The sequence below is a fragment of the Microbispora corallina genome, assembly GCF_016863035.1.
GTDB lineage: Bacteria > Actinomycetota > Actinomycetes > Streptosporangiales > Streptosporangiaceae > Microbispora > Microbispora corallina.
In genome coordinates this window covers 1-23,884 of sequence record NZ_BOOC01000039.1, presented here as the reverse complement: position 1 = coordinate 23,884, position 23,884 = coordinate 1, and the positions used below count along the sequence as shown (strand labels likewise).

The window sequence follows — 23,884 nt, the reverse complement described above, 5'->3', positions numbered from 1 at the left end:
CTAGGACGCAGGCACACCTTTTCAAGCGCCTTCCTGTCTTGAGGTGTGCCATGGATATCGCGATCGTCTCTGCTCACGAGCTCACGCCCGACACTCCCGCCATCGCCCGCGAGCTGGCCCGCGGCCACCACGTCACCGTGTACACGCGTTCGAGGGTCAAGGGCGCCGCCGTCGAGCACGTGCCCGCCGGCCCCGACGTCGAGCTGTCGGAGAGCGACCTCCTCCCGTACATCTCGGACTTCAGCGCCGGGCTGCGCAGCCGATGGAGGGAGCACCGCCCGGACATCATCCACGCGTACTCGTGGTCGAGCGGCCTGGCCGCCATCGCCGGGTCCGAGGGCCTCGGGGTGCCGGTCACGCAGACGTTCCACGGGCACGGCGACGCCGCCACCCCGGCCCCCGTACGGCGCCTGGAGTGCGCCATCGGCCGCCGGGCCCGGGCCGTCATCGCCAACTGCGCCGACGAGGAGGACGAGCTGATCCGGATGGGCGTCCCGCGGCGCAACATCTCGGTCGTCCCCCACGGCGTCGACATCGAGCGCTTCCGCCGCCAGGGCCCGGCGTTCCCGCGCGGAGACCGGCCGCGGCTGCTGCACGTCGGGCACGTCGGCGCGGCCAGCGCGGTGAACGCGCTGCGGGCCGTCCCCGAGGCCGAGCTGGTCGTCGCGGGCGGCGACGACCCGAGCGTCGAGCGCCTGCGCATCCTCGCCAAGGAGCGCGGGGTCGCCGAGCGCGTCGAGATGCTCGGCGAGGTGCCGCACACCGCGATGCCGAAGCTCATGCGCAGCGTCGACCTCGTCCTGTCGCTGCCGTCGACCGTCCCGACGGGCACGGCCGCGCTGGAGGCCATGGCCTGCGGCATCCCGGTCATCGCCTCGGCCTCGGGCGCCCACCTCGACTCGGTCGTCGACGGCGTCACCGGTTACCTGATCCGCCCGGACCGGCCGCTGGAGATCGCCGCCCGCATCCGCAGGCTCCTCGGCGACGCCACCCTCCGCACCGCCATCGGGTACGCCGCCGCGGACCGGGCCCGCTCCCGCTACTCGGTCGAGCGCATCAGCGCCGAGCTGCTGCGGGTCTACGAGCGCACCTGCGCCTGAGCGGTTGCGCAATCGGCATTATGCCGTTATTGAAGTGAAATCCTGTGATTAGATGCGTCCATGTCACTTCATGGGCCTGGTTTAGCCGTGGCGGCGGCGACGCTCATCGCCGCCGCCACCGCGTGTTCGAGCGCAGACTCCACGAAGGTCTTCACCGCCGCCGGCGAGTCCGGGACGCAGGCGACCGCCGCGTCGGCCGGCGGTCACGGGGCGACCGTCACCGCCACCCCGGCCGCGGTGCCCACCGCCTCCGAGCCCGTGAGCGAGCCTGAGGCCACCCCCTCTCCCGTCCCCTCCCCGACGCGGAGCACGCCGCCCCGGCCGTCCCCCACCGCGACGCCCGAGCCGCCGCTGCGGCTGGCCGCCCCGGCGCGGCTGCGCCCGCACCCCAAGCGGGTCGACATCGTGGAGCCGGAGCCCGAGCCCGGCGGGAACGACTACGTGATCTCCGACCAGCCGCCGTCCGGGATCGAGCCGATCCCCGAGGTGCAGGGCGGCGGCCAGGAGACCCGCCCCCCGCGGCCGCACCCCTCCCGCCCGTCGTCCGGGTGGGGAGGCTCCGGATCACAGGGCTCCCAGGGCTCCCAGGGCGCGGGCGGATCGGCCGGCGCGGGCGGGTCCACCGGGTCCGACGGCGCGGGGTCCACCGGCTCGGGCGGCTCGGGCGGATCGGCCGGGTCCACCGGCTCGGGCGGCTCCTCGAGCGGGACCACCACCGGCGCCCAGTGGGGTCAGCCGATCCTGGTCGAGGACTTCGACGGCAGCCGGATCGACCAGAGCCGGTGGAGCGTCTACGACTCCCCCAACGCGAGCGTCAACCCCCGCACGTACCAGGCCACGAGCGTCGGCGGCGGCGTGCTGAAGATGACGGGCGGCTTCTACGGCGGCAAGGACCTGTCCGGCGGCGTCGCCAGCTCCATCACCCAGAAGTACGGCCGGTGGGAGGTGCGGCTGCGGGCCGAGAAGGGCGCCGGCTACAGCGCGGTCGCGCTGCTGTGGCCCGAGCGGCAGAACGACCCGGAGTACAGCGAGATCGACTTCACCGAGATCATCGACCCCACCCGGCAGACCGGCGGCATCTACGTCCACAAGGGTGAGCAGGGCCAGGCGCAGAACGAGATGCGCGCCGACTTCACCCAGTGGCACACGGTCGCGGTCGACTGGCTGCCCGACCGGCTGACGTTCTGGCTCGACGGCACGATGGTCTGGAACTACACCGGCGACCGGATCCCCCGCTCCCAGCGGATGGGCCTGACCCTGCAGAACGACGTGGTCTGCAACCAGTGGTCGCCCTGCCGAAACGCCTCGACGCCGAAGACCGTCAGCATGTACGTCGACTGGGTCCGCGTCTACCGCGCCCCCGCCGGGGTTTAGGGACCTGTCAGGGCCGCGGCCTTGAGCGACAGGTGGAGGAGCAGGCGGTCCTCGCCGTCGGCGAGGTCGAGGCCGGTGAGGTGCTCGGCCTTGCCGAGCCGGTAGTACAGCGTCTGCCGGTGCACGCCCAGCAGTGCCGCCGTCTCCTTCACCTGCCCGGCGTGGTCCAGGTACGCCTCGACGGAGCCGGCCAGGTCGCCCCCGGCGGCCCACAGGGCGGCCGACTCGCCGGCGAGGTCGGCGAGGTCCCGGTGGGACAGCCGGGCCAGCATGCGGTAGGCGCCGAGGTCCGGCCAGCTCGCGACCGGGCCCTGCCGGGGGACGTGCTCGGCCACCCGCAGCGCGAGCAGCGCCTCCCGCCAGCTCTCCCACGCCTCCTGGGCGTCGTCGCGGACTCCCCCCACGCCGGCGGCCGTGCCGTACAGGCCCTGCATCCGCCGCGCGACCTCCCCCGCCTGGGAGGCGGGTGCGAGGACCGCGAGCAGCGGCTCGCCGAGGTCGGGGTCGGCGAGCACGCCGCGCGGCAGCGTCCAGGGACCGTCGGCGTCGTCGGCCGGAGTGCGCACGGCCACCGCCGCCACGGGCCCCTCCGCGTCCACCGCCACCGAGGCCCGGGTGGCCGGGTCGGTGGAGAAGAAGGCCCGCAGCGGGGCGTGCCGGCCGCGGGCCTCCCGGGCCAGCAGCGCCGCCGCCCGGGCCATGAGAGGGGCCACGGCGGCCAGGCGCTCGTCGGTCAGCGCGCCCGAGTCGATCAGCCACAGGTACCCGTACGTCACGCCGCCCTGCCGCAGGGGTACGCAGACGCGGCCCAGCATGCCGGGCAGGCCGGGGATCCGCACCGGCGCGGTGGCCGTGGCGATGCCGTACGCCTCGAAGTGGGCGCGCACCTCCGCCGTGGCGCGCCGGCGCAGGATCGACTCCTGCCGGACCCGGTCGACGTCGCCGATCTGCGCGCCGTACGCGAGGAGGTTGAACGAACGGTCCTCCAAGGTGACCGAGGCGTCGAGCAACCGGGAGATCTCATCGACGATGTCCTGCATGGTGACATTGTTGTGCATTTGTAGGAAAAGCCTGTGGCGGATGTCCGTGGAACCTGGGTGACGTGCGGATTTAGCCTGTGGACATGCTCGGTTCCCTGCTTCTCGCGGGCTCGCGGAGCCCGCTGGCCCGCCGGGCGGTGTCGGGACTCCCGGTCACCCGCAAGGTCGTCGACCGGTTCGTGGCGGGCGAGACGACCGCGGACGCCGTCGAGGCGACCCGCCGCCTCACCGCCGCGGGGCTCGCCGTCACGATCGACCACCTCGGCGAGGAGGTCCGCGACGCCGCGACCGCCCGCGCCGCCGCCAAGGCGTACGTCTCCCTGCTGGACGCGCTGGCGCCGCTGGGGCTCGGCCGCCGGGCCGAGGTCTCGGTGAAGCTGTCGGCGGTCGGGCAGCGCCTCGACGAGGCGATGGCGCTGGAGCACGCCCGGCAGATCTGCGCCGCCGCCCGCGACTGCGGGTCGACGGTCACGCTCGACATGGAGGACCACACCACGGTCGACTCGACCCTGGAGGTCCTGCGGGCGCTGCGGGAGGACTTCCCGGAGACCGGGGTGGCGATCCAGGCGTACCTGTTCCGCAGCGAGGCCGACTGCCGCGACCTCGCCGGCTCGCGCGTGCGGCTCGTCAAGGGCGCCTACCGGGAGCCCGCCTCCGTCGCGTACCAGAGCAAGGGCGAGGTCGACCGGGCGTACGTCCGGTGCCTGCGCGTGCTCATGGCCGGCACGGGCTACCCCATGGTGGCCACGCACGACGACCGGCTCATCGCGATCGCGGAGCTCCTCGCCGACCGGCACGACCGCGACCGCGACGCGTACGAGTTCCAGATGCTCTACGGGATCAGGACCGACAAGCAGCTCGCGCTCGCCGAGGCCGGGTCGCGGGTGCGGGTCTACGTCCCCTACGGCGACGACTGGTACGGCTACTTCATGCGCCGCCTGGCCGAGCGCCCGGCCAACGTCGCCTTCTTCCTGCGCGCTCTGAGGGGTAAGTAATGGATGCGATCACCGACGTCCCGGTCCCGGCCAACGAGCCGGTGCACGGCTACGCCCCGGGCAGTGCCGAGCGCGCCGCCCTGGAGAGCCGGATCAAGGAGCTCGCCGGGACGGGCCTCGACCTCACGATGACGATCGGCGGCGAGAGCCGGATGGCCGGCGGCCGGCCGATCGACGTGGTCCAGCCGCACAACCACGCCGCGGTGCTGGGCCGTACGGCCGACGCGACGGCCGGTGACGTCCAGGCCGCCGTCGACGCCGCGCGCGCCGCGGCCCCGGCCTGGCGGTCGCTGCCGTTCGAGGAGCGCGCCGCCGTCTTCCTGAAGGCCGCCGACCTGCTCAGCGGCCCCTGGCGGGCGACGCTCAACGCGGCCACCGTCCTCGGGCAGTCGAAGTCGGTCCAGCAGGCCGAGATCGACGCGGCCTGCGAGCTGATCGACTTCTTCCGCTTCAACGTCTCCTACGCCCGCCGCCTGCTGGCCGAGCAGCCGCTGTCGTCACCCGGCGTGTGGAACCGGATGGAGTACCGGCCGCTGGAGGGCTTCGTCCTCGCGATCACGCCGTTCAACTTCACCTCGATCGCGGCCAACCTGCCGTGCGCGCCGGCCCTCATGGGCAACGTCGTCGTCTGGAAGCCGTCGCCGACGCAGCAGTTCGCGGCCCACTTCACCATGCGCCTGCTGGAGGCCGCCGGGCTGCCCCCCGGGGTGATCAACATGGTGACCGGCAACGGCGGTGCCGTGTCCGAGGTGGCCCTCCCCCACCCCGAGCTCGCGGGCGTCCACTTCACCGGCTCGACCGCCACGTTCCAGCACCTGTGGCGCACGGTCGGCGAGAACATCACTGGCTACCGCGGCTACCCGAGGCTCGTGGGCGAGACCGGCGGCAAGGACTTCGTGGTCGCCCACCCGTCCGCGTCCCCCGAGGTGCTGTCGACCGCCCTGATCCGGGGCGCGTTCGAGTACCAGGGCCAGAAGTGCTCGGCCGCCTCCCGCGCGTACGTGCCGCGCTCGATCTGGTCGCGGATGCGCGACGACTTCGTCTCCCTCGCCGAGTCGCTCACGGTCGGCGACGTGGCGGGCGACCTGTCCACGTTCATGGGCGCGGTGATCGACGCCCGGGCGTTCGCGAAGCACCGGGAGGCCCTCGACCGCGCGCGTGCCACCGACTCGATCGAGGTCCTGACCGGCTCGTACGACGACTCCGCCGGCTACTTCGTCCGCCCCACGGTGCTGGAGTGCTCCGACCCGGCCGACGAGATCTTCGTCAAGGAGTACTTCGGGCCGATCCTGGCCGTGCACGTCTACGACGACGCGTCGTACGACGCCGTGCTCGACCAGATGGAGGGCGTGTCGCCGTACGCGCTGACGGGCGCGGTCATCGCGCAGGACCGGCACGCCATCGCGGCGGCGACCGAGCGGCTCCGCTTCGCCGCCGGCAACTTCTACGTCAACGACAAGCCGACCGGGGCCGTGGTCGGCCAGCAGCCGTTCGGCGGCGCCCGGGCCTCCGGCACCAACGACAAGGCCGGTTCGATCTTCAACCTGATCCGCTGGGTCAACGCCCGCACCATCAAGGAGACGTTCGCCCCGCCGACCGACCACCGCTACCCCTACATGGGCTGACCCCCCTCCGCCGGGCGCCCCGGCGCGGGGCGTCCGGCGGATCACAAGGTGGCGGGGAGCAATGTCAGCGCGGCCACGTGGCACGGGCGGATCACCGTGAAGTGACGGCGGTCGACAGTCGCCACCTGGTGCACTCCCAGCCGTTCTGCCAGCGCGACCACTGAGGCGTCCACCAGTCCGAGGCGAAGCTCCACGTACGTCTCGACCAGCTCCGACGCCCGGTGGAGATCGTCGGGAAGGAGCTCGGTCAGCTCCAGCTCCCCCTGCGCCAGCGACGCCAGGAACGCCGCCTCCGCCTTGCCGCCGAGATTCTTCTCCACGTGCCAGGAGGTCTCGACCAGTACCGTCGTGGGTACGAGCAACCGGCCGGGGAGCGTGGAGAGCAGCCGAGCCGACACCGAGTGATACGCGTCCGACCGATCGATGGCGGCGTACAGCACGCCGGTGTCCACAAGGGTGACCGTCACGGGAGACGATCCAACCCCTCCCGGAGGATCTCGTCATGCCGTTCCGACACATCCGATCGGCCTGAGGCTCCAAGCCCGATGAACGAGAGCCGGCGGCTCGCGTCTTCGCCCTCGCCTTCCTCCACGAACCTGGCCAGTTCAGGGTCGGCCTCGACAAGCAACCGCAGCCGCCGCACCCCCGCGGGAGGAAGCCGGTCGACGAGGTGATGCATCTCCTCGTAATCATGGGCAGCCGTCATGTCCGCCAGTGTACGCACCTCGCCGTAACGGCGCCGGGGCCGCGACCACGGCCGCAGGGCGGGAGTTCAGCGGCGGGGGCGGGTGCAGTGGACGCAGGTGGTCGCGGCGGGACGGGCCCGGAGCCGTTCGAGGGCGATGGGCTGCCCGCAGCGCTCGCAGGTGCCGTAGCGGCCCCGGCCCAGCCGTTCCAGCGCAAGGTCCAGGTCGGCCAGCTGACTCCTGGCCTGGTCGAGCAGGGCCTGGACGTGGGCCCGCTCGAACGCGATCGTCGCGCCCTCGGGATCGTGCTCGTCGTCGACGGCCACGAGCGAGGAGGAGGCGACGATGTCGTCCCAGGCCCGCGTCAGCACCCCGATCCGGGTGACCGCGGCCGCGCGCTCCGCGGCGAGGAGATCCCGCAGGGCCGCCTCGTCCGACGCGGACAGCGCGCGGGACGGCTGTTCGGCCATCACACGGCCAGCGTACGCCGGGGCGCCGGGCCTGCCCGCCTCACACGATGACGACGATCTTGCCGGAGGCGTGGCCGGCGGCGAGGCGCCGGACGGCCTCGGGGGCGTCCGCGAGCGGGAAGGTCCCGGTCACGACCGGTGTGACCCGGCCCGACCCGGCGAGCTCCGCGAGGAGGCGCAGGTCCTCCTCGCGCGGCCGCGACAGCAGGGAGGTCAGCCGCCGGCGCGTGAACGGCGACAGCAGCGCGGCCCGGAGCTGGCGGCCCATGCCGCCGGTCCACCTGCCGCCCGCCTCTCCGCCCATGAGGACGAGCGTCCCCCGGGGCGTGAGGGCCCGCCGCAGCCGCGACAGCGGGCGGTTGCCCGCGATGTCGAGGATCAGGTCGTACCGGGACGGCAGGTCCGCGACGTCCACGCGGGTGTGGTCGAAGACGTCCGCGGCGCCGAGCGAGCGGACGAGATCGGCCTTGCCCGGGCCGCACAGCCCGGCGACCCGCGCGCCGAACACCCCGGCCAGCTGCACCGCGAACGTCCCCACGCCGCCTCCGGCGCCGATGACCAGCACCTGCTGGCCCTCACGGACCCGGCCGCGGTCGCGCAGGCCGTGCAGGGCGGTCAGCCCGGACGTCGGCAGGGCCGCGGCCTGCTCGAACGTGAGCGCCTCCGGCTTGGCCGCGAGCCTGTCCTGCCGGGCCAGCGCGTACTCGGCGAAGGAGCCCTGGCAGACCCCGAACACCTCCTCGCCCGGCCGGAAGCGGGTCACGCCCGGCCCGACGGCCTCCACGACGCCCGCCCCGTCCATGCCGCGGACGGGGACCTTCGGCGCGCGCAGCCCGAAACCGGCCAGGCGCAGCAGGTACGGCAGGCCGGTCGTGAGGTGCACGACCCCGGCGTCCACGCCGGCCGCGCGCACCCGCACGAGCACCTCGCCGTCCCCCGGCGACGGGATCGGGACGTCTCTGAGCTCCAGCACGTCGGGCGGGCCGTACGCGTCCTGGACGATCGCCTTCACGAGGCCTCCTCGGGCTCGTCGGGGTAGTGGAACACGTCGTCGAGCGGGACGCCGAACACGCGCGCGATCTGGAAGGCCATCTCCAGGGACGGCGAGTAGCGGCCCTGCTCGATCGCGATGACCGTCTGGCGGGTCACCCCGATGCGGGACGCCAGCTCCGCCTGGGTCATCTCGCCGTGGGCGAAGCGGAGGGCCCGGATCGAGTTGGTGACCCTGGTCGGCCTCACCACGGCCAGAAGCCGCGGCGGTAGGCGACGATCTTGGCGACGGAGCCGAGGATCGCGGACAGTACGAACGCCAGGTAGAGCACGTTGGCGATCCAGAACTGGTCCGCCCGCGCCATGGCCAGCCCGCAGGCCGCGACGCCCCCCGTGACCACGAAGGACTGGCCGATGTGGTCGCCGAACCGGTTGATCTCCCGGTCGCGCTGGTCCTTCATCCCGGCGTCCTCGGGGGCGAGGGCCGCCGCCACCGTTCGCAGCACGATCTGGGCCGCGATGGCGCCGCCGATCGTCCCCAGCATCAGCGGCACGTACGGCACCTCGGCGAGCGGGACCGGGCCCGCCCTGCCGAGGAGGAGGACGACGTACGCCGCGTAGGCGACGGCCGAGACCGTCGCCATGATCCACGCGAGCTTCTCTTCGAAGGGCACGCCCCGAATGTAAAACGAAACGGACCTCGTGTCTACTTTTCTTTACATCGCGCTCCCGAGCCCGCGGTCGAGCCGCAGAGGGAGCCGGGCCAGCCGCCACGCTGCGGGCAGGAGCTGGCGTTCGAGGTCCTCGGGCGGCACGGCCAGCTCCATCCGCGGGAAGCGGCGCGGCAGCGCGGTGAACGCGACCTCGGCCTCCTGCCGGGCCAGCGCGGCGCCGAGGCAGTAGTGCAGGCCGTGCCCGAACCCGAGGTGGACCTCACGCCGCCCGTCCGTCTGCCGGGTGATGTCGAGCCGCTCGGGGTCGTCGAACCGGCGGGGGTCGTAGTTGGCGGACACCAGCACGGCCATCACCGGCTCGCCGCGCCCGATGCGCGTGCCGGCGATCTCGACGTCCTCGGCGGCGTAGCGGAACCGGGTGCCCTGCACCGGGCCGCACCACCGCATCAGCTCGTGGACGGCGAGAGGAGCCAGCGCCGGGTCGGCCCGCAGGGCCGCGAGCTGGTCCGGGTGGGCCAGCAGGGCGGCCATGCCGTTCCCGACGAGGTGCGCGGTGGTCTCGTGGCCGGCGAGGACGAGCGTCAGCACCATGGTGATCATCTCGTCGTCGGACAGCCGGTCGCCGTCCTCGTCGTGGGCGCGGATCAGGCCGGTGAGCAGGTCGTCCGCCGGCTCAGCCCGGCGGCGGGCGATCAGGCCGCGGATGTAGCCGATCATTTCGCGCAGCGGCTCGGTCATCGCTCCCCGCCGCTGGCTGACCAGGGCCCTGCCCCATCCCCGCCAGAGCGGTCGGTCCTCCTCGGGGATGCCGACCAGCTCGCAGATGACCGTGATCGGCAGCGGGTAGGCGTAGTGCTCGACGAGGTCGACGACGCCGTCCTCGGCCCGGCCGGGGAGCGCGTCCAGCAGGCGGTCGCTGATCTCCTCCACGCGGGGGCGCAGCTCCTGGACGCGGCGCGCGGTGAAGGCGCGGGAGACCAGCCTGCGCAGCCGGATGTGGTCGTGGCCGTCGGCGTCGAGCACGGTGTCGAGCACGAACCGGGCGTACTCGGCCGGGATGCCGCGGACCCGCAGCAGCTCCTCGCGGACGTTGGGGGCGTCCGTCCCCGGGACGTTCGCGGGGTCGTTGACAAAGCGGTGGTCGGACAGCACCGCCGCCACGTCGTCGTACCGGGTGATCAGCCAGATCGGCGTGCTCTGGCCGGGGAACGCGGCCCGCGTCACCGGAGTCAGCTCCCGGATGCGGGAGAACCCGCGGAACGGGTCGCGCATCAGCTCGGGGTCCATCAGGTTGACGGGGTGGCCGACCGTGCTGGGAGTGCTCATGTATGCCCTCCAGGGGCTGGTCAGATGAGTGTCCGCCTGCGCATCTCCTCGTGCAGGCGGTCGAGCAGGCGCCGGTAGGCGGCGGCGACTCGGGGCGCCGCGGCCCGCGCCGCCCCCGGGTCGCCGGGGATCTCGAAGGCCGAGCGGACGACGTGGGCGAGCATGCCGGCGGCGGCGGGCACGTCGGGCGCCGCGCCCGGGGTCATCGGCTCGATCATGAGGTACCCGGTCAGGATCGCCTCGTACGCGTGCCGCTGCAGCTCCAACGGCTGGTCGTCGCGGACGAGGCCGTGCTCGCGCAGCGCGGAGAAGTGGGCGTCGACGGTCCGCTCGCGCACGGTCAGCAGGTCGCCGGTGTCCCGGGCGGCGCTCCTGCTCAGCGTGCCCAGCGTCTCCACGTCCCCGATGAGCACGGCGCGGGCGATCGGCTCCTCGTGCACCCACAGGTACGCCGACCTGGCCACGCTGCTCAGCAGGACGGCCGAGGGGTCGTCCCCCGCCTGACGGACGAACCGGTCGATCATCCGGCTCTGGGCCCGCATCAGCACGGTCAGGAAGAGCAGCTCCTTGCCGGGGAAGTGCAGGTAGACCGTGCCCTTGCCGACCCCGGCGCGCCGGGCGACCTCCTCGATCGTCACCCGCCGGTACCCGCGGGAGACCAGCAGCTCCCCGGCCGCGTCCAGGATCCACTCGGTCCGCCGGTCGCGCCCCGCGCCCGCGGGGACGGCCGTCCGCCGGTCGGCCTCCGTCACGACGCCTCCCTCGTGACCAGATTGACGAATCCGGTCATACAGTCGACGATACGACGCGCCGAAGCCGGGGGCAACGGCAGGGCGGTCCGTCCGCGAGGGTCACCCCGCCGCGGATCCCCGGGTCGGGTCTCCAGGTCTCGGGCTCGGGTCTCCGGGGCGGGTGTACGCGTCAGGCCCGGTCGACGGTCATCTCGCCGAGGAGCGACCAGTCGTCCTGCGGGATCGTGGTGTTGACGATCCGGGGCGTCTCCGCGAGGTGGGCGGGCAGGGTCCGCTGGGCCTGCCGGAAATGCTCCGACCCGACGTGGGCGGCGCCCGCCTCGTCGTCCCGGAAGGCCTCCACCAGCACGTACTCCTCGGGGTCCTCGACGCTGCGCGACCAGTCGAACCACAGGCAGCCCGGCTCGGCCCGGGTGGCCCGGGTGAACTCACCCGCGATCTCGGGCCACCGGTCGGCGTACTCCGGCAGCACCCGGAACTTCGCGGCGATGAAGATCATCTCGTTTTCCTCCTCATGTCCTACGGCCCCCGATCACATCACAGCGACGTCCCCGTCCTGGCAGGCCTCCCCCCGGATCGCCCGGGCCGTCCTCGCGGTAGAGGCGGCGCGGACGGGGTACGCCTGCCGGACCGGACAGGACTATCGAGCCGAGGTGGCCATGCGCCCTATCCTCACCGCGGTCCTCGCGGCCGCCGCCCTGACGGCGCCCGCCTGCTCCGACCTCAAGCAGGACTACAACACCCAGGTGATCCCGCAGAACGAGGGCGCCAACGCCGACCTCGGGCGGGTCAAGCTCAGGAACGCCTTCCTGATCGGCGGGCCCCCGGGGCGGCCGCTCCAGCCGGGGGCCTCGGTCCCGATGTACCTCGCCCTGCTGAACGACGGCGCGGCGGCCGACAGGCTGGTGTCGGTGAGCGCGCCCGGCGTGTTCCAGGGGGCGACCCTGCCCGCCGGCGGTCTCGCGGTCCCCCCGAACGGGTTCGTCGGGGGGACGCCGGCGCCGCAGGCGCTGATGACCGGCCTCCTCAGGCCGCTGTGGAGCGGCACGGCGATCCCCATGCGGCTGACGTTCGAGCACGCGGGGAGCACGACGGTGCAGGTCCCCGTGCTGCCGCCGACGGACTGGCGGGCCACCTACTCCCCCTGGCCGTCGGCCTCACCGGCTCCGTCGCCCACCCCGTCGCCGTGACCGGGGAGGACCGCACTACGGGATCTTGAGCACGACCACCGCGATCACAGGATGACCCCGAACAAAACGAACGGTGTCGTGTACGGCGAGGGATGAGGGGTAGCCGGATTTCCGGAACATTTCGGACGGAAGGAGTGACATGACGGTCGCACGCGAGATCATGACCCCCGGCGCGGAGTGCGTGAACGAGGACGAGAGCGTCCTCGACGCCGCCGCGAAGATGGCCCGCCTCGACGTCGGCTCCCTGCCGATCTGCGGCACCGACGACCGCCTCAAGGGCATGCTGACCGACCGCGACATCGTGGTGAAGGTCCTGGCCACGGGCAGGGACCCGAAGTCGTGCCTGGCCGGCGAGCTCGCCCAGGGCGAGGCCGTCACCATCGGCGCCGACGACGACGCGGCGGAGATCCTGCGCACGATGGCCTCGTACAAGGTCCGGCGGCTGCCGGTCATCGACGGCCACCGCCTGGTCGGCATCGTCGCGCTGGCCGACGTGGCCCGCGCCCTCCCCGACTCGCCGGTCGGCGACCTGGTGGACGCGCTGACCACCGACTGACGCCTGTCGCCGTCCCGGCACGGGCACCCACGGCGCCCGTAACGCGGGCACGCACCGCCCACCTCGGGCGCGCACCGCACGCGTGAACGCGGGCTCACACCGCCGCGAAGCCCCGGCCCCCCGGCCGGGGCTTCGCGCGTCCGGATCGCCCGCCCGGCGCGGACGGCCGATCCGCGCGGTTCCCGTTTGGCCCTCCGGAGGAGGGTATGGCGCCCGTACGCCGCCGCAGCGCGTCCCCTCCCGGGCCGCCGCGACGGCACCCGTACGGCCCGGGGCGACCCGGCGCCGCGCGACCGAGGAGCGGAGACGGCGATGAGCGACAACGAACGGCCGGGGAAGCGGGAGCGCTTCCTGTTCGACTTCGACCCGCGTTACTCGCCCGTGCTGACGGTCCTGGGCGTCACGCCCGCCACGGCGGGAGTGCTGGTCGGCCGGGGCACCCTGCGGGTCCGCTTCGGGCCCTGGGTGGTCGAGACGTCCCTGGACAACATCGTGGGGGCGGAGACGACCGGACCGTACACGCCGTGGAAGGCGATCGGCGCGCATGTGTCCCTCGCCGACCGGGGGCTCACGTTCGCCACCAACACGCGGAGCGGGCTGTGCGTCCGCTTCCGCGAGCCCGTGCGCGGCGGCGACCCGTTCGGGCTGCTGCGCCACCCCGGGCTCACCGTGACCGTCGCCGACCCCGCGGCGCTCGCCGGACATCTGTCCACGCGGCGGTGACGCCCCCTCACGACCAGACAGGAGGAGCGGCAGTGATCCCGGTGATCCGCCACGTCGCCCGCGGCGCCGCGGCCGGCTTGCTCGCCACCGGCGCGATGAGCGCGGTGATGCTCGCCGGCGAGCGGGCCGGTCTGCTGCCGGGCCAGCCGCCCAGGCACATCGTCCGGGCGGCCCTCCCCGGCCACCGGCGACGGCCCAAGAGGGGTGAGAAGGCCCTCGGCGCCGGCGCCCATCTGGCCTTCGGCATGGGATCCGGCGCGCTGCTCGGGCTGCTGGCCCGGGACGGCCGCGTCCGGCTGCCGCTCGGCGTGGGCTACGGCCTGCTGATCTGGGTGACCAGCTACGAGGGCTGGGTCCCGGCCATGGACATCCTTCCGCCGATCTCCCGCGACCCCGAGCCGGGCCGCCCGGCCGTGATGGCGGCGGGCCACGTGGTGTACGGCGCCGCGCTGGCCCTGGCCCTCAACCGGCTCCGCCGGCGGGGGACGGCAGCAACGCAACCATAGGGAGCAGGACATGACGACACCGACCAGGCCGCTCGCGCTCGTGACCGGAGCCTCAAGCGGCATCGGCCTCGAACTCGCGCGGCAGTTCGCCCAGCACGGGTACGACCTCGTGATCACCGCCGAGGACGCCGAGCTCGCCTCCGCCGCGCTGTCCCTCGAGGAGTACGGCGGCCGGGTGACCGCGGTGCCGGCCGACCTCACCGAGTACGACGAGGTGGAGCGGGTCTACGCCGAGAGCACCTCCGCCGGGCGGCCGCTCGACGCGGTCGCGATCAACGCGGGCGTGGGCGCGGGCGGCGCGTTCGCCGGCGGCACCTCGCTGCGCGACGAGCTCAGGGTCATCGAGCTCAACGTGACCTCCGCCGTCCACCTGGCCAAGCGCGTGGCCGAGGACATGGTCGGCCGGGGCGAGGGGAGGATCCTGTTCACCTCCTCGATCGCCGGGCTGATGCCCGGGCCGTTCGAGGCCGTCTACGCCGCCTCCAAGGCGTTCGTCCAGTCGTTCTCGCAGGCGATCCGCAACGAGCTGAAGGACTCCGGGGTCACGGTCACCGCGCTGCTACCCGGCCCGACCGACACCGAGTTCTTCGAGCGGGCCGGCATGGAGGACACCAAGGTCGGGTCCGGCTCGAAGGACGACCCCGCCGAGGTGGCCCGTCAGGGCTTCGACGCGCTGATGAAGGGCGACGACCGGGTGATCGCCGGCTCGTTCATGAACAAGGTCCAGGGCGCGGCGAGCAAGGTCACGCCCGAGACCGTGAAGGCGGCCATGCACCGCCGCATGTCCGAACCCGGCTCCGGCGACAAGTGAGCACGCCCGACACCGCCGCTCCGTGACCGCGCCGTTCGTGACAGGACCGCCCCGGCGGTCCGGAACCGCGGACGGCCGTACCGCGCAGTTACTGCAGGGGGCGGCGGAGACCGCCGCCCCCTCCGCGTCCCGCGGTCAGAGGGACGCGACGGCCGGGATGACCTCGGAGCCGATGACCTCCAGCGGCTCCAGCCGGTGCGCGTCCCGTACGGCGCCGAGCGCCTCCCCGAAGCCGAGCTCGGCGAGGCGGCCCAGGTCGTCGACGATCTGCTGAGCGTTCTCGCCCTTCTCCCCCGCGTCGAACCGGTAGTAGACCGTCTTCACGATGTCGTCGTAGTCGCGGCCCTCCGCCTCGCAGTGGGCGCGCAGCACGTCGAGCTTCCTGGCGAGGTCCGGCGTCGGGAACAGGTTGCAGGCCTGGGCGTACCGCGCCACCAGGCGCAGCGTCTTCTTCTCGCCGCCGCCCCCGATCAGGATCGGCGGGTGCGGGCGGGTCAGCGGCTGCGGCCGGTTGAGCGGCCGCTCCAGCTGGTAGTGCCGCCCGGTGTACGGCTGCTCGTCGCCCGCCCACATCTGCAGGCAGATCTGGATCGTCTCCTCCAGCCGCTCGAACCGCTCGGCGACCGGCGGGAACGGGAAGCCCAGGCCGCGGGACTCCTCCTCGTTCCACGCCGCGCCGATGCCGAGCCAGGCACGGCCGCCGGACAGCACGTCGAGCGTGCTGATCGTCTTGGCCAGCAGGCCGGGGAGCCGGTAGACGGTCCCGGTGACGAGCGTGAGCAGCTTGGCGCGGGACGTGTGGCCGGCCAGGTAGCCGAGCGTCGTGTAGGCCTCCAGCATGTCGTTCTCGGGCGGCCCGACCGCGCCGATCTGAAAGAAGTGGTCCATCACCGCGACGGTGGCGAAGCCGGCGTCGTCGGCGGTCCGAGCGATGGCCGCCAGGTCGGCCCCGAGCGTCGGGGGCCCGCCGGGATATGTGAAATCGGGGATCTGCAGTCCAACCTTCACGAAGCACCTCCTGATTACATGCTTACACGACACCGGCGCCGAGCGATACGCCTCGGCGATCAGCTCGCGACGTCCCGGTACGCGATCACCTTGCCGATCCGCAGCCGCACGAGGAACTCCCCCGGGACTCCGTTGCGCTCGCCGTACTCCCGGGCCCGCTCCTCGCCCATGTACCGGCCGCCGATCACGGTCGCCCAGTGCAGCAGTTCCTCCGGATCGGCCGACAGCGCCGCCTCCCCCTCGATCATGACGTACGAGTAGGGCGGCCGCTGGTCGTCGACGCAGAGGGTCGCGCGGGGGTCGCGGCGCAGCACCTTGGCCTTCACACCGGACTCGTGGGTGGTGAACACCACGTCGTCCCCGTCGAGCGCGAACCAGATGGGCGTCACGTGGGGCCGTCCGCCGGCCCGCGTGATCCCCAGCTTGCCGGTCCGGGTCCCCTCCGCGGCGAACGCCCGCCACTCGGCGTCTGTCATCCGTTCCATGACTCGACCCTAGGCCGTGCGCTACGCCTTCCGGCGCCTGCCCTCCGCGTCGAGGGCGGCCGCCTCCTCCGGGGTGGGCGCGGTGCCGCCGAGGTGGGCGGGCTGCCACCACACGCCCTTGGGCTGCTCGGGGTAGGCCCGCTGGGCCTCGTCGAGCAGGGCGGACATGCGGCGGCGCAGGTCGGCCGTGAGCTCGGCGACGTCGTCGCCGGGTGCCGGGTGCGTGGGCTCCCCCACCAGGATCGTGATCGGCACGTGGCGCTGCAGCAGCCGGCGCGGCCGCCCCTTGGTCCAGAGCCGCTGCCCGCCCCACAGCGCCACGGGGATCAGCGGCACCCCGGCCTCGGCCGCCATGCGGATCGGCCCGTTCTTGATGTCCTTGACGGTGAACGACCGGCTGATCGTCGCCTCGGCGAAGTTGCCCACCACCTCGCCCGCCTCCAGCGCCCGTACGGCCGCCTGGAAGGCGTTCGCGCCGGCCGACCGGTCCACCGGGATGTGGCGCATGCCCCGCATGAGCGGCCCGGAGACGGGGTGGGCGAACACCTCCTTCTTCGCCATGAACCTCACCAGGCGGCCCGAGGGGAGGGCGGCCAGCCCGGCGAAGACGAAGTCGAGGTAGCTGACGTGGTTGGCGACCAGCACGGCCCCGCCCGTGCGGGGGACGCGGTCCGCCCCCTCGATCCCGATGCGCAGGTCGAGGAGCCTGAAGGCGGTCAGCGCGGTGCGGATGACCGGCCGGTACACGAACTCAGCCATGCCTGGAACCGTAACCTACCGAGCCGTAACCCGCGCCCCGCGAAGAAAGTCCGATGGCCGCGGACCCTCAGCGCCGGGGACCCTCAGTGGCCGCGGAACGCCTCCTCCAGCCACCATGAGGGCGCGTCGCCGGTGACCTTGGCGTGCACCACGAGCGGCCGGTCGCGCGGGCCCTTCAGCCATTCGGCCACCCCGCCCAGGTCCCGCTCGTCCCGCACGGTCACGGCCGCGCAGCCGAAGCCCCGCGCGATCTCCGCGATGTCGACCGGCGGGAACGTGACCGTCTCCAGCGGGAAGCCGTGCGGCCCGAAGTGATGCACCTCCGCGCCGTACGCCTCGTCGTCGTAGACCACCACGACCATGGGCAGCCCGAGCCGCACCACGGTTTCCAGCTCGGCCACGCTCATCAGCGCTCCCCCGTCGCCGAGCGCGGCGACCGGCAGCCGGTCCGGCTGCGCGAGAGCCGCCCCGATGGCCGTGGCGAGGCCGAGGCCGATCGCCTGGAACGCCTGGGTGAAGCAGAAGGCGCTCCCGTCGGGCACCGCGAGGAACATCGACGGGTACCCCATGAAGTTGCCGGAGTCGACCGCCACCACCCGCTCCGCCGGGAGGAGGTCGTCGAGGCCGATCGTCAGCGTGCGGGGGTCGATGCGCCCGCCACCGGTCGCGTCCTCGTACGGCACGTCGCGCCAGCGCACCTCGCGGGCGATGCGCTCGGCGAGCGCGGGGCTGCGGTAGCCCCGGGAGGACGGGTCGCCGGCCGGGGCGGGGCCGTCCACGAGCGCGCCGACGGCGCGGGCCGTCTCCCGGACGTCGCCGATCACCCCGAGGTCGACCGGCCGGTTCACGCCCAGCGCGTCGGGATCGAGGTCGACCTGGACGACCGTCGCGTCCGGCCCGATGAGCGCGCCGTGGCGGGTGGTCCACATGGTGAACGAGCAACCCCAGCCGACCACCAGGTCGGCGCCGCTGACCAGCTCGGCGGCGAGCGGCGAGGCGAACCCGCCGATGACGTCCAGGTCCCACGGGCTGCCGTGGAAGTGGCCCTTCGCGACGGCCGACGTGGCGAACAGCGCGCCGACCCGCTCGCCGAGCGCCTCCAGCTCCCGCCGGGCGCCGCGCGCGCCGCGGCCCGCGACGAAGACCGGCCGCTCCGCGCGGGCGAGCAGCCCGGCGAGCCGGGTCATGGCGTCGGACGGCTCTCCCGGCAGGTCCTCCGGCTCGCCCCCCGACGCGTCCCGCTCGGCGGGGAACGTCAGGCCCCACGGCCCCGCTATCCGGCTCGCGGCCTTCCGGTGCGCGCCGCCCCGGCCCGCCCGCAGGTCCCGTACGGCGTGCACGGCCTCCTCGGGCAGCTCCTCGGCCTGGACGTCGAGGGGCAGGGTGAGCACGACCGTGCGGCGGCCGAGCAGGGCCGCCAGGTAGGCCATGACGGTGTCGTCGACCACCGTCTCCGCCGACCCGACCCGGGCCCCGTGGGCGCCGACGGCGGCGGCCAGCGCGGCCTGGTCGAGGGCGAAGTTGGACCGTGCCGAGGCCGCCTCGGGGGCCAGCACGAGCAGCGGGGTCCGGCTCTTGGCGGCCTCGGTGATCCCGGTCAGGGCGTTGGTGAGCCCGGGGCCCTGGTGGACCGTCAGCACGGCCACCGTGCCGCTCATCCGGGCGTAGGCGTCGGCCATGGTCGCGGCCCCGCCCTCGTGCCGGGCGGCGACGTACCGCACGCCGCCGGCGACCAGGGCGTTGGTGACGTGGAAGTTCCCGCTGCCGACGACGCCGAAGGCGGCCCGGACGCCGAGGGAGGCGAGGACGGCGCCCACGGCCTCGGCGACGTTCACCGCTCCACCAGCGCGAGGACGCGGGCCGGGCTGCCGGAGCCGCCGGTGATGGGCAGCGGCCCTGCGAGGATCACCGCCCCGGTCGGCGGCAGCCGGTCGAGGTTGCGCAGCTGGGTCAGGCCGTACTTGCCGGCCCCGAGGAGGAACGAGTGGCACGGGAACGCGGGGTCGAAGGAGTGCGCGGCCCCGGCGTCGGTGCCGACCGTCTCGACGCCGATCCCCAGGATGGGCGTCTCCTCCGCCAGGTAGCGGGCGCACGCGACCGAGATGCCCGGGGTGTGGGGGCCGGTGTCGTCGGCGTTCAGGAACTCCGCCTGGTCGTTCGCGCGGGCGTCCCAGCCGGTGCGGTAGAGCAGCCAGCCGCCGTCCGGCAGCGGGCCGTGCTCGCGCACCCAGGCGTCGACGTGCTCGACCTCCAGCAGGAAGTCGGGGTCGGCGGCGGCCTCGGCGGCGAAGTCGAGCACCACGGCGGGCGCGACCAGCCGGGACGGCGGCACCTGGGCGACGTCCTCGCCCTCCCGCGCCGAGACCCAGTGGATCGGCGCGTCGAAGTGCGTGCCGGTGTGCTCGCCGGTCGTGAAGTTGTTCCAGTACCACGCCGGGCCTCGGTCGTCGTACCGGCTGATCTCCTGCAACGTGAACGGCACGGTCTGCCCGAACGGCTCGGGCAGGGTCAGGATCGGCGTCTTCTCCCCCAGCGGCGCGGTCAGGTCGAGCACCTCGATCCCGCCGCCTCTGACGGCCTCCACCAGATCCCGTAACAGCGACATGCCGCCTCCCATCGGTCAGGACGCACAGATCCTCCTACACAGCGCGGGCGGAGCGCCATATGCGGCGCCACACCGCGCGGTCGGGCTCGGGCCTTGACGCGCGTGGGCTCCCGATTTAACTTCTATGAAATCCCGTTCGACATCGTCGAACGACGTTCACCACCGGGACGGTCCCATGAACGACTCACCCCCCTCCACCCTCCAGAAGCTCCTCGCCGAACTGCTCGGCACGGCATTCCTCGTGTATGTCGGGGCCGGCTCCGCCGCCGCCACCGGCGTCATCGCCGCCGGCACCAAGGTGCCGTTCTCGATGGCGCAACTCGGCGTCATCAGCTTCGCGTTCATGCTGGTCATCGTGGGCACGGTGTACGCCATCGGGCACATCTCCGGCGCCCACGTCAACCCGGCCGTCACGGTCGCGCTCGCCGCCACCGGCCGGTTCCCCTGGCGCGAGGTGCCGGGGTACGTCCTGGCGCAGGTCGCCGGGGCCGTCGCGGGCGGGCTGGGCATCTTCGTGACGCTCGGCGCCGACGCGGCCCGCGCGGCCGGGGGCGGCGTGACGGCCTACGCCGCTCAGGTCGGCTTCGCCCGGGGCACGCTGATCGAGGGCATCGGCACGTTCATGCTGGTCTTCGTCATCTTCGGGGTGCTCGACCGGCGGGCGGTCCCGGGGTGGGCGCCCATGGCCATCGGCTCGATCGTCTTCGCGATCATCATCATCGTCGGCCCGGCGACGGGCGCGGCCATCAACCCGGCCCGCTACGCCGGCCCCTTCCTGGTTGACGCCGCGTTCGGCGGCGGGGTCGCATGGGAACAGTTCCCCGCCTACCTGATCGGGGAGCTCGCGGGCGGCCTGCTCGGGGCCGCCGCGTACGCGGCGCTCGCCGCGACACGCACCAGGGCACAGGTGAAGAGCACAGCTGCAGTAGGGACGGCATCATGAAGAAACTGATCAACGGCGTCGACGCGGTCGTCACCGACGCGCTGCGCGGCATCGCCGCCGCCCACCCCTCCCTCCGGGTGGACGTCGAGAACAAGGTCGTGTTCCGCGCCCAGGCCCCCCGCCCCGGCAAGGTCGGCCTGGTCTCCGGCGGCGGCTCCGGGCACGAGCCCCTCCACGCCGGCTTCGTCGGGTACGGCATGCTCGACGCCGCCTGCCCGGGCGAGGTCTTCACCTCCCCCGTCCCCGACCAGCTCATCGAGGCCACCAAGGGCGCCGACGGCGGCGCCGGGGTGCTGCACATCGTGAAGAACTACACCGGTGACGTGCTCAACTTCGAGATGGCCGCCGAGCTCAGCGGCGACGAGGGCGTCGAGGTGGCCAGCGTGCTGGTCAACGACGACGTCGCCGTCCAGGACTCGCTCTACACCGCCGGCCGCAGGGGCACCGGCGCAACGCTGTTCGTCGAGAAGATCGCCGGAGCGCTGGCCGAGACCGGGGCGCCGCTCGCGGAGGTGGCCCGGGTCGCCAAGGAGGTGAACGACCGCAGCCGGTCGTTCGGCGTGGCGCTGACCCCCTCCACCGTTCCGGCGGCGGGCAAGCCCACCTTCGAGCTCGGGGACACCGAGATCGAGCTCGGCATCGGCATCCACGGCGAGCCCGGCCGCACCCGCGCCCCCCACCGGGAGGCCCGCGAGATCGCCCGGATCGCCATGGACGCGATCAACGACGACCTCCCCCTGTCCGGCGAGACGCTCGTCCTGGTCAACGGCATGGGCGGCACCCCGCTCCTGGAGCTCTACATCGTCTTCGCCGAGGTCGCCGCCTATCTCGCGGAGAAGGGGGCGACGCCCGTGCGCAGCCTGGTCGGCAACTACGTGACCAGTCTCGACATGCAAGGCTTCTCGGTGACGACCTGCTCGCTGACCGACGAGCTCACCCGGCTCTGGGACGCGCCCGTGGAGACGCCGGCGCTGCGCTGGGGCCGCTGACCGCCCTCGACCCTCTGGAGTCCCTGTTGAACACGCAGTTCTTCGCCGCCTGGATCCAGGAGATCGCCTCGGCCGTGCGGGCCCAGCGCGACCACCTGACCCAACTGGACGCCGCCATCGGCGACGCCGACCACGGCGCCAACCTCGACCGCGGCTTCGCCGCGGCCGGGGAGGCGCTGGCGGGGGCCTCCCCGCAGACCCCGGGCGCCCTGCTCGTCCTGGTCGGCTCCACGCTGATCCGCAAGGTGGGCGGCGCCTCCGGCCCCCTGTACGGCACCGCGTTCCGGGAGATGGGCAAGCTGCTCGGCGACACGGCCGAGGTGTCGCCGGGCCGGCTCGCCGACGCCCTGAACGCGGCCTTGTCAGGCGTCCAGCGGCTGGGGGCGGCGGCGGAGGGCGACAAGACCATGGTCGACGCGCTCGCCCCGGCCGTGCGGGCGCTGGCCCGGGCCGTACAGGAGGGCCTGAAGACCGAGGAGGCGCTCGACGCCGCGGCCGCCGCGGCGGAGGAGGGCGCCAAGGCGACGATCCCCCTGCAGGCGCGCAAGGGGCGGGCCAGCTACCTCGGGCCCCGGAGCGTGGGGCACGAGGACCCGGGGGCCGCCTCGACCGCGCTGATCCTCGGGGCGCTCAGGGCCGCCGGATCCCGATGAGGGCGCGCCCGTCAGGCGGCCGAGCCCCCGGGGGACGCCGGGTGCGGGGAGATCGAGCGCGGCGCCCCGAGGTCGCGCGAGAGCGCGCGGGCGGTCTCGCGGACGGCCAGCGTGATCGCGTCCCGGCGGGCGGGGTCGAGCAGCCGCTCCGCCGGGCCGACGACGCCGACCGCGCCGGCGGGCGTGCCGTCGCGGCCGAAGACCGGGGCGGCGACGCCCGCGTCGCCGAGCGCGGCCTCCTGGTCCTCGACCGCGTAGCCGCGCCGGCGCACCTCGGCGAGCGCCTCCTCCAGGGCGGGCCGGGTCGTCCTGGTCAGCCCGGTCAACGGGGGGAGGTCGTCCGACAGCAGTTCCTCGCGGCGGGGGTCGTGGGCGGCGATGGCGTGGCCGAGCGCGCAGGCGTGCCACGGGATCGCGGCCCCGACCTCCAGGATCTGGACGACGTCGTCCGGCCGGAACACGTGGTGCAGGACGATCACGCGGGTCCCGGAGAGCGTGGCGACCCAGACGGCCTCGTTCACCCGCTGGGCGAGGGAGTCGGCCCACAGCAGGCTCCTGGCCCGCAGCTCGGAGCCGTCCAGGTAGGCGTTGCCGAGCTGGAGCACGGCGGGCCCGAGGGCGTACTTCCCGGTGTCGGAGTCCTGGACGACGAGCTCGCACGCGGCGAGCGTGCGGAGCAGGCCGTGCACGGTCGGCTTGGCCAGCCCGACCCGCTCGGCGATTTCGGTGACGCCCAGTCTGGGGGTGCCTGACCCGAGAGCCTTCAGGATGAGCGCGGCGCGCTCCACCGATTGGATCACTTTTCGATTATGCCGAACGAACTTCAGGAAGACCGAATGGTTGGCATCGTACTCATCTCCCACAGCAGCGGCCTGGCCGCCGAGGTGGCCGCGCTGGCCCGGCAGATCGGCGGGGCGCGGGTGCCGCTGGCGGCGGCGGGCGGCACCGACGACGGCGGCCTGGGGACCAGCCCCGACCAGGTGGCGGCGGCGATCAAGGACGTGGACCGCGGCGACGGGGTGGTCCTCATCCCCGACCTCGGCAGTTCCGTGCTGACCGCGCGGCTGCTGGAGAGCCCCGGATCCGTCGTGATCGCCGACGTCCCGTTCGTCGAGGGCGCGATCAGCGCGGTGGTCGCGGCCGGCGGCGGGGCCTCACTGGACGGCGTCCTCGCGGCGGCCGAGGAGGCGTGGCATGTGCGCAAGCTCTGAGCCGCTCCCGCAGACCGCCGGGCGCTCGATCGTCCCCGCCGAGGAGGCACGGCATGTCCGCACGCCCTGAGCCGCTCCCGGAGACCGCCGAGCGCTCGATCGTTCTGACCGAGGATCTGCACGCGCGTCCCGCGAGCACGCTCGCCCAGGTCGCCGCCGCGTTCGCCTCGTCCGTGACGATCTCGTACGGCTCCCGCGCGGCCGACGTGCGGAGCGTCCTGTCCGTCATGAGCCTGGGGGCGACCGGCGGCGGGTCCGTCACGCTGCGGGCCACCGGTTCCGACGCCCCCGAGGCCCTTGCCGCCCTGGGCGCCGTCCTCGGCGCCTGAGGCCGGGCCGGGCGCGGCGCCCGCCGGGAAGCAGCGCCGTGGCGCGGCGGTCGTGGACCGCCGCGCCACGGGACTTCGGGTGCG

Annotated in this window: 30 protein-coding genes; 14 read left to right on the top strand and 16 right to left on the bottom strand. The window is 73.8% G+C overall.

Annotation, left to right across the window (positions count from 1 at the left end; genetic code table 11):
* Positions 1-50: 50 nt before the first annotated feature.
* Positions 51-1,100 carry a glycosyltransferase gene (locus tag Mco01_RS31730; RefSeq protein WP_036321112.1) on the top strand — a complete coding sequence of 350 codons (1,050 nt, stop codon included), beginning with the start codon at positions 51-53 and terminating at the stop codon, positions 1,098-1,100.
* 87 nt (positions 1,101-1,187) lie between these two features.
* The gene (locus Mco01_RS31725) at positions 1,188-2,474 is read left to right on the top strand and encodes a family 16 glycosylhydrolase (RefSeq protein ID WP_204060533.1); all 1,287 of its coding nucleotides are present in this window, start codon (positions 1,188-1,190) and stop codon (positions 2,472-2,474) included.
* Here the strand turns inward: Mco01_RS31725 and Mco01_RS31720 are convergent.
* Positions 2,471-3,514, bottom strand: a complete 1,044-nt coding sequence (locus tag Mco01_RS31720) for a PucR family transcriptional regulator (RefSeq protein ID WP_239104052.1) — start codon at positions 3,512-3,514, stop codon at positions 2,471-2,473. The two genes, Mco01_RS31725 and Mco01_RS31720, sit on opposite strands and share 4 nt — an antisense overlap.
* A gap of 83 nt (positions 3,515-3,597) precedes the next feature.
* Here Mco01_RS31720 and Mco01_RS31715 point away from each other — a divergent pair, with 83 nt between their 5' ends.
* Together Mco01_RS31715 and pruA are read left to right on the top strand one after the other, a co-directional pair.
* Positions 3,598-4,509 (top strand): proline dehydrogenase family protein, encoded by a 912-nt coding sequence (locus Mco01_RS31715; RefSeq protein ID WP_204060531.1) that lies wholly within the window; start codon positions 3,598-3,600, stop codon positions 4,507-4,509.
* Positions 4,509-6,134: an L-glutamate gamma-semialdehyde dehydrogenase gene (pruA, locus tag Mco01_RS31710; protein ID WP_204060530.1), complete on the top strand. Its 1,626-nt coding sequence runs from the start codon at positions 4,509-4,511 to the stop codon at positions 6,132-6,134. Before Mco01_RS31715 ends, pruA begins: the two co-directional genes overlap by 1 nt.
* A 41-nt stretch (positions 6,135-6,175) precedes the next feature.
* Here the strand turns inward: pruA and Mco01_RS31705 are convergent, their stop codons facing one another.
* The 9 genes from Mco01_RS31705 to Mco01_RS31665 form a co-directional block, all read right to left on the bottom strand.
* Positions 6,176-6,601: a type II toxin-antitoxin system VapC family toxin gene (locus Mco01_RS31705; RefSeq protein WP_204060529.1), complete on the bottom strand. Its 426-nt coding sequence runs from the start codon at positions 6,599-6,601 to the stop codon at positions 6,176-6,178.
* A complete protein-coding gene (locus tag Mco01_RS31700; RefSeq protein WP_204060528.1) occupies positions 6,598-6,840 on the bottom strand; it encodes a hypothetical protein in 243 nt (80 codons plus the stop codon). Before Mco01_RS31700 ends, Mco01_RS31705 begins: the two co-directional genes overlap by 4 nt.
* A gap of 66 nt (positions 6,841-6,906) precedes the next feature.
* Positions 6,907-7,290, bottom strand: a complete 384-nt coding sequence (locus tag Mco01_RS31695) for a TraR/DksA family transcriptional regulator (RefSeq protein WP_204060591.1) — start codon at positions 7,288-7,290, stop codon at positions 6,907-6,909.
* A 40-nt stretch (positions 7,291-7,330) separates the two neighbouring features.
* Entirely contained in the window at positions 7,331-8,302 is a 972-nt protein-coding gene (locus Mco01_RS31690; RefSeq protein ID WP_204060527.1) for an NAD(P)-dependent alcohol dehydrogenase, read from the bottom strand.
* A complete protein-coding gene (locus tag Mco01_RS31685) occupies positions 8,299-8,532 on the bottom strand; it encodes a helix-turn-helix transcriptional regulator (RefSeq protein WP_036321124.1) in 234 nt (77 codons plus the stop codon). The genes Mco01_RS31690 and Mco01_RS31685 overlap by 4 nt, the downstream gene beginning before the upstream one ends.
* The gene (locus Mco01_RS31680; RefSeq protein ID WP_239104051.1) at positions 8,526-8,954 is read right to left on the bottom strand and encodes a hypothetical protein; all 429 of its coding nucleotides are present in this window, start codon (positions 8,952-8,954) and stop codon (positions 8,526-8,528) included. The genes Mco01_RS31685 and Mco01_RS31680 overlap by 7 nt, the downstream gene beginning before the upstream one ends.
* Positions 8,955-8,996: 42 nt before the next feature.
* On the bottom strand, positions 8,997-10,280 hold the full coding sequence (locus Mco01_RS31675) for a cytochrome P450 family protein (protein WP_204060526.1): 1,284 nt from the start codon (positions 10,278-10,280) through the stop codon (positions 8,997-8,999).
* Between the two features lie 20 nt (positions 10,281-10,300).
* A complete protein-coding gene (locus Mco01_RS31670) occupies positions 10,301-11,032 on the bottom strand; it encodes a TetR/AcrR family transcriptional regulator (RefSeq protein WP_204060525.1) in 732 nt (243 codons plus the stop codon).
* A 169-nt stretch (positions 11,033-11,201) separates the two neighbouring features.
* On the bottom strand, positions 11,202-11,531 hold the full coding sequence (locus Mco01_RS31665; protein WP_204060524.1) for a putative quinol monooxygenase: 330 nt from the start codon (positions 11,529-11,531) through the stop codon (positions 11,202-11,204).
* A gap of 160 nt (positions 11,532-11,691) precedes the next feature.
* Between Mco01_RS31665 and Mco01_RS31660 the strand changes: the two genes are divergently transcribed.
* From Mco01_RS31660 to Mco01_RS31640, 5 genes are all read left to right on the top strand, one after another.
* A complete protein-coding gene (locus tag Mco01_RS31660; protein WP_204060523.1) occupies positions 11,692-12,222 on the top strand; it encodes a copper chaperone PCu(A)C domain-containing protein in 531 nt (176 codons plus the stop codon).
* Positions 12,223-12,361: 139 nt separating this feature from the next.
* A complete protein-coding gene (locus tag Mco01_RS31655; protein ID WP_204060522.1) occupies positions 12,362-12,778 on the top strand; it encodes a CBS domain-containing protein in 417 nt (138 codons plus the stop codon).
* 312 nt (positions 12,779-13,090) lie between these two features.
* Positions 13,091-13,501 carry a hypothetical protein gene (locus tag Mco01_RS31650; RefSeq protein ID WP_204060521.1) on the top strand — a complete coding sequence of 137 codons (411 nt, stop codon included), beginning with the start codon at positions 13,091-13,093 and terminating at the stop codon, positions 13,499-13,501.
* A 32-nt stretch (positions 13,502-13,533) separates the two neighbouring features.
* Complete coding sequence (locus tag Mco01_RS31645; RefSeq protein ID WP_239104050.1) at positions 13,534-14,007, top strand: DUF6789 family protein; 474 nt, start codon at positions 13,534-13,536, stop codon at positions 14,005-14,007.
* Positions 14,008-14,017: 10 nt separating this feature from the next.
* A complete protein-coding gene (locus tag Mco01_RS31640; RefSeq protein WP_204060520.1) occupies positions 14,018-14,818 on the top strand; it encodes an SDR family NAD(P)-dependent oxidoreductase in 801 nt (266 codons plus the stop codon).
* A 135-nt stretch (positions 14,819-14,953) separates the two neighbouring features.
* On the opposite strand, the gene Mco01_RS31635 is transcribed toward Mco01_RS31640, so the two are convergent.
* The 5 genes from Mco01_RS31635 to Mco01_RS31615 form a co-directional block, all read right to left on the bottom strand.
* The gene (locus Mco01_RS31635; RefSeq protein WP_204060519.1) at positions 14,954-15,826 is read right to left on the bottom strand and encodes an LLM class F420-dependent oxidoreductase; all 873 of its coding nucleotides are present in this window, start codon (positions 15,824-15,826) and stop codon (positions 14,954-14,956) included.
* Positions 15,827-15,885: 59 nt separating this feature from the next.
* Entirely contained in the window at positions 15,886-16,311 is a 426-nt protein-coding gene (locus tag Mco01_RS31630; protein WP_204060518.1) for a PPOX class F420-dependent oxidoreductase, read from the bottom strand.
* A 21-nt stretch (positions 16,312-16,332) separates the two neighbouring features.
* Entirely contained in the window at positions 16,333-17,070 is a 738-nt protein-coding gene (locus Mco01_RS31625; RefSeq protein ID WP_204060517.1) for a lysophospholipid acyltransferase family protein, read from the bottom strand.
* Positions 17,071-17,153: 83 nt separating this feature from the next.
* Positions 17,154-18,905 carry a thiamine pyrophosphate-binding protein gene (locus Mco01_RS31620; RefSeq protein WP_204060516.1) on the bottom strand — a complete coding sequence of 584 codons (1,752 nt, stop codon included), beginning with the start codon at positions 18,903-18,905 and terminating at the stop codon, positions 17,154-17,156.
* Positions 18,902-19,675: a cyclase family protein gene (locus tag Mco01_RS31615; protein ID WP_204060515.1), complete on the bottom strand. Its 774-nt coding sequence runs from the start codon at positions 19,673-19,675 to the stop codon at positions 18,902-18,904. The genes Mco01_RS31620 and Mco01_RS31615 overlap by 4 nt, the downstream gene beginning before the upstream one ends.
* Positions 19,676-19,850: 175 nt before the next feature.
* On the opposite strand from Mco01_RS31615, the gene Mco01_RS31610 reads away from it, so the two are divergent.
* Genes Mco01_RS31610 through dhaL form a run of 3 tightly spaced genes read left to right on the top strand, consistent with a single transcriptional unit; the run spans position 19,851 to position 22,260 of the window.
* The gene (locus Mco01_RS31610; protein WP_204060514.1) at positions 19,851-20,618 is read left to right on the top strand and encodes an MIP/aquaporin family protein; all 768 of its coding nucleotides are present in this window, start codon (positions 19,851-19,853) and stop codon (positions 20,616-20,618) included.
* Positions 20,615-21,607: a dihydroxyacetone kinase subunit DhaK gene (gene dhaK, locus Mco01_RS31605; RefSeq protein WP_036321152.1), complete on the top strand. Its 993-nt coding sequence runs from the start codon at positions 20,615-20,617 to the stop codon at positions 21,605-21,607. The genes Mco01_RS31610 and dhaK overlap by 4 nt, the downstream gene beginning before the upstream one ends.
* Before the next feature lie 26 nt (positions 21,608-21,633).
* Positions 21,634-22,260 carry a dihydroxyacetone kinase subunit DhaL gene (gene dhaL / locus Mco01_RS31600; RefSeq protein WP_239104049.1) on the top strand — a complete coding sequence of 209 codons (627 nt, stop codon included), beginning with the start codon at positions 21,634-21,636 and terminating at the stop codon, positions 22,258-22,260.
* A gap of 11 nt (positions 22,261-22,271) precedes the next feature.
* Here dhaL and Mco01_RS31595 read toward each other — a convergent pair whose 3' ends face one another.
* Positions 22,272-23,060: an IclR family transcriptional regulator gene (locus Mco01_RS31595; RefSeq protein WP_204060513.1), complete on the bottom strand. Its 789-nt coding sequence runs from the start codon at positions 23,058-23,060 to the stop codon at positions 22,272-22,274.
* 36 nt (positions 23,061-23,096) lie between these two features.
* Here Mco01_RS31595 and dhaM point away from each other — a divergent pair, with 36 nt between their 5' ends.
* Entirely contained in the window at positions 23,097-23,471 is a 375-nt protein-coding gene (gene dhaM, locus Mco01_RS31590; protein WP_204060512.1) for a dihydroxyacetone kinase phosphoryl donor subunit DhaM, read from the top strand.
* A 53-nt stretch (positions 23,472-23,524) separates the two neighbouring features.
* The gene (locus tag Mco01_RS31585) at positions 23,525-23,800 is read left to right on the top strand and encodes an HPr family phosphocarrier protein (RefSeq protein WP_204060511.1); all 276 of its coding nucleotides are present in this window, start codon (positions 23,525-23,527) and stop codon (positions 23,798-23,800) included.
* Positions 23,801-23,884 lie beyond the last annotated feature (84 nt).

What these genes read in the sequence shown, in the direction of transcription:
- Mco01_RS31730 (WP_036321112.1), top strand. Translation starts at nt 51, where the DNA reads ATGGATATCGCGATCGTCTCTGCTCACGAGCTCACGCCCGACACTCCC.
- Mco01_RS31720 (WP_239104052.1), bottom strand. Translation starts at nt 3,514, where the DNA reads ATGCAGGACATCGTCGATGAGATCTCCCGGTTGCTCGACGCCTCGGTC.
- Mco01_RS31660 (WP_204060523.1), top strand. Translation starts at nt 11,692, where the DNA reads ATGCGCCCTATCCTCACCGCGGTCCTCGCGGCCGCCGCCCTGACGGCG.
- Mco01_RS31630 (WP_204060518.1), bottom strand. Translation starts at nt 16,311, where the DNA reads ATGGAACGGATGACAGACGCCGAGTGGCGGGCGTTCGCCGCGGAGGGG.
- Mco01_RS31650 (WP_204060521.1), top strand. Translation starts at nt 13,091, where the DNA reads ATGAGCGACAACGAACGGCCGGGGAAGCGGGAGCGCTTCCTGTTCGAC.
- Mco01_RS31585 (WP_204060511.1), top strand. Translation starts at nt 23,525, where the DNA reads ATGTCCGCACGCCCTGAGCCGCTCCCGGAGACCGCCGAGCGCTCGATC.
- Mco01_RS31625 (WP_204060517.1), bottom strand. Translation starts at nt 17,070, where the DNA reads ATGGCTGAGTTCGTGTACCGGCCGGTCATCCGCACCGCGCTGACCGCC.
- dhaK (WP_036321152.1), top strand. Translation starts at nt 20,615, where the DNA reads ATGAAGAAACTGATCAACGGCGTCGACGCGGTCGTCACCGACGCGCTG.
- dhaM (WP_204060512.1), top strand. Translation starts at nt 23,097, where the DNA reads ATGGTTGGCATCGTACTCATCTCCCACAGCAGCGGCCTGGCCGCCGAG.
- Mco01_RS31610 (WP_204060514.1), top strand. Translation starts at nt 19,851, where the DNA reads ATGAACGACTCACCCCCCTCCACCCTCCAGAAGCTCCTCGCCGAACTG.
- Mco01_RS31655 (WP_204060522.1), top strand. Translation starts at nt 12,362, where the DNA reads ATGACGGTCGCACGCGAGATCATGACCCCCGGCGCGGAGTGCGTGAAC.
- Mco01_RS31665 (WP_204060524.1), bottom strand. Translation starts at nt 11,531, where the DNA reads ATGATCTTCATCGCCGCGAAGTTCCGGGTGCTGCCGGAGTACGCCGAC.
- Mco01_RS31715 (WP_204060531.1), top strand. Translation starts at nt 3,598, where the DNA reads ATGCTCGGTTCCCTGCTTCTCGCGGGCTCGCGGAGCCCGCTGGCCCGC.
- pruA (WP_204060530.1), top strand. Translation starts at nt 4,509, where the DNA reads ATGGATGCGATCACCGACGTCCCGGTCCCGGCCAACGAGCCGGTGCAC.
- Mco01_RS31695 (WP_204060591.1), bottom strand. Translation starts at nt 7,290, where the DNA reads ATGGCCGAACAGCCGTCCCGCGCGCTGTCCGCGTCGGACGAGGCGGCC.
- Mco01_RS31700 (WP_204060528.1), bottom strand. Translation starts at nt 6,840, where the DNA reads ATGACGGCTGCCCATGATTACGAGGAGATGCATCACCTCGTCGACCGG.
- Mco01_RS31615 (WP_204060515.1), bottom strand. Translation starts at nt 19,675, where the DNA reads ATGTCGCTGTTACGGGATCTGGTGGAGGCCGTCAGAGGCGGCGGGATC.
- Mco01_RS31675 (WP_204060526.1), bottom strand. Translation starts at nt 10,280, where the DNA reads ATGAGCACTCCCAGCACGGTCGGCCACCCCGTCAACCTGATGGACCCC.
- Mco01_RS31640 (WP_204060520.1), top strand. Translation starts at nt 14,018, where the DNA reads ATGACGACACCGACCAGGCCGCTCGCGCTCGTGACCGGAGCCTCAAGC.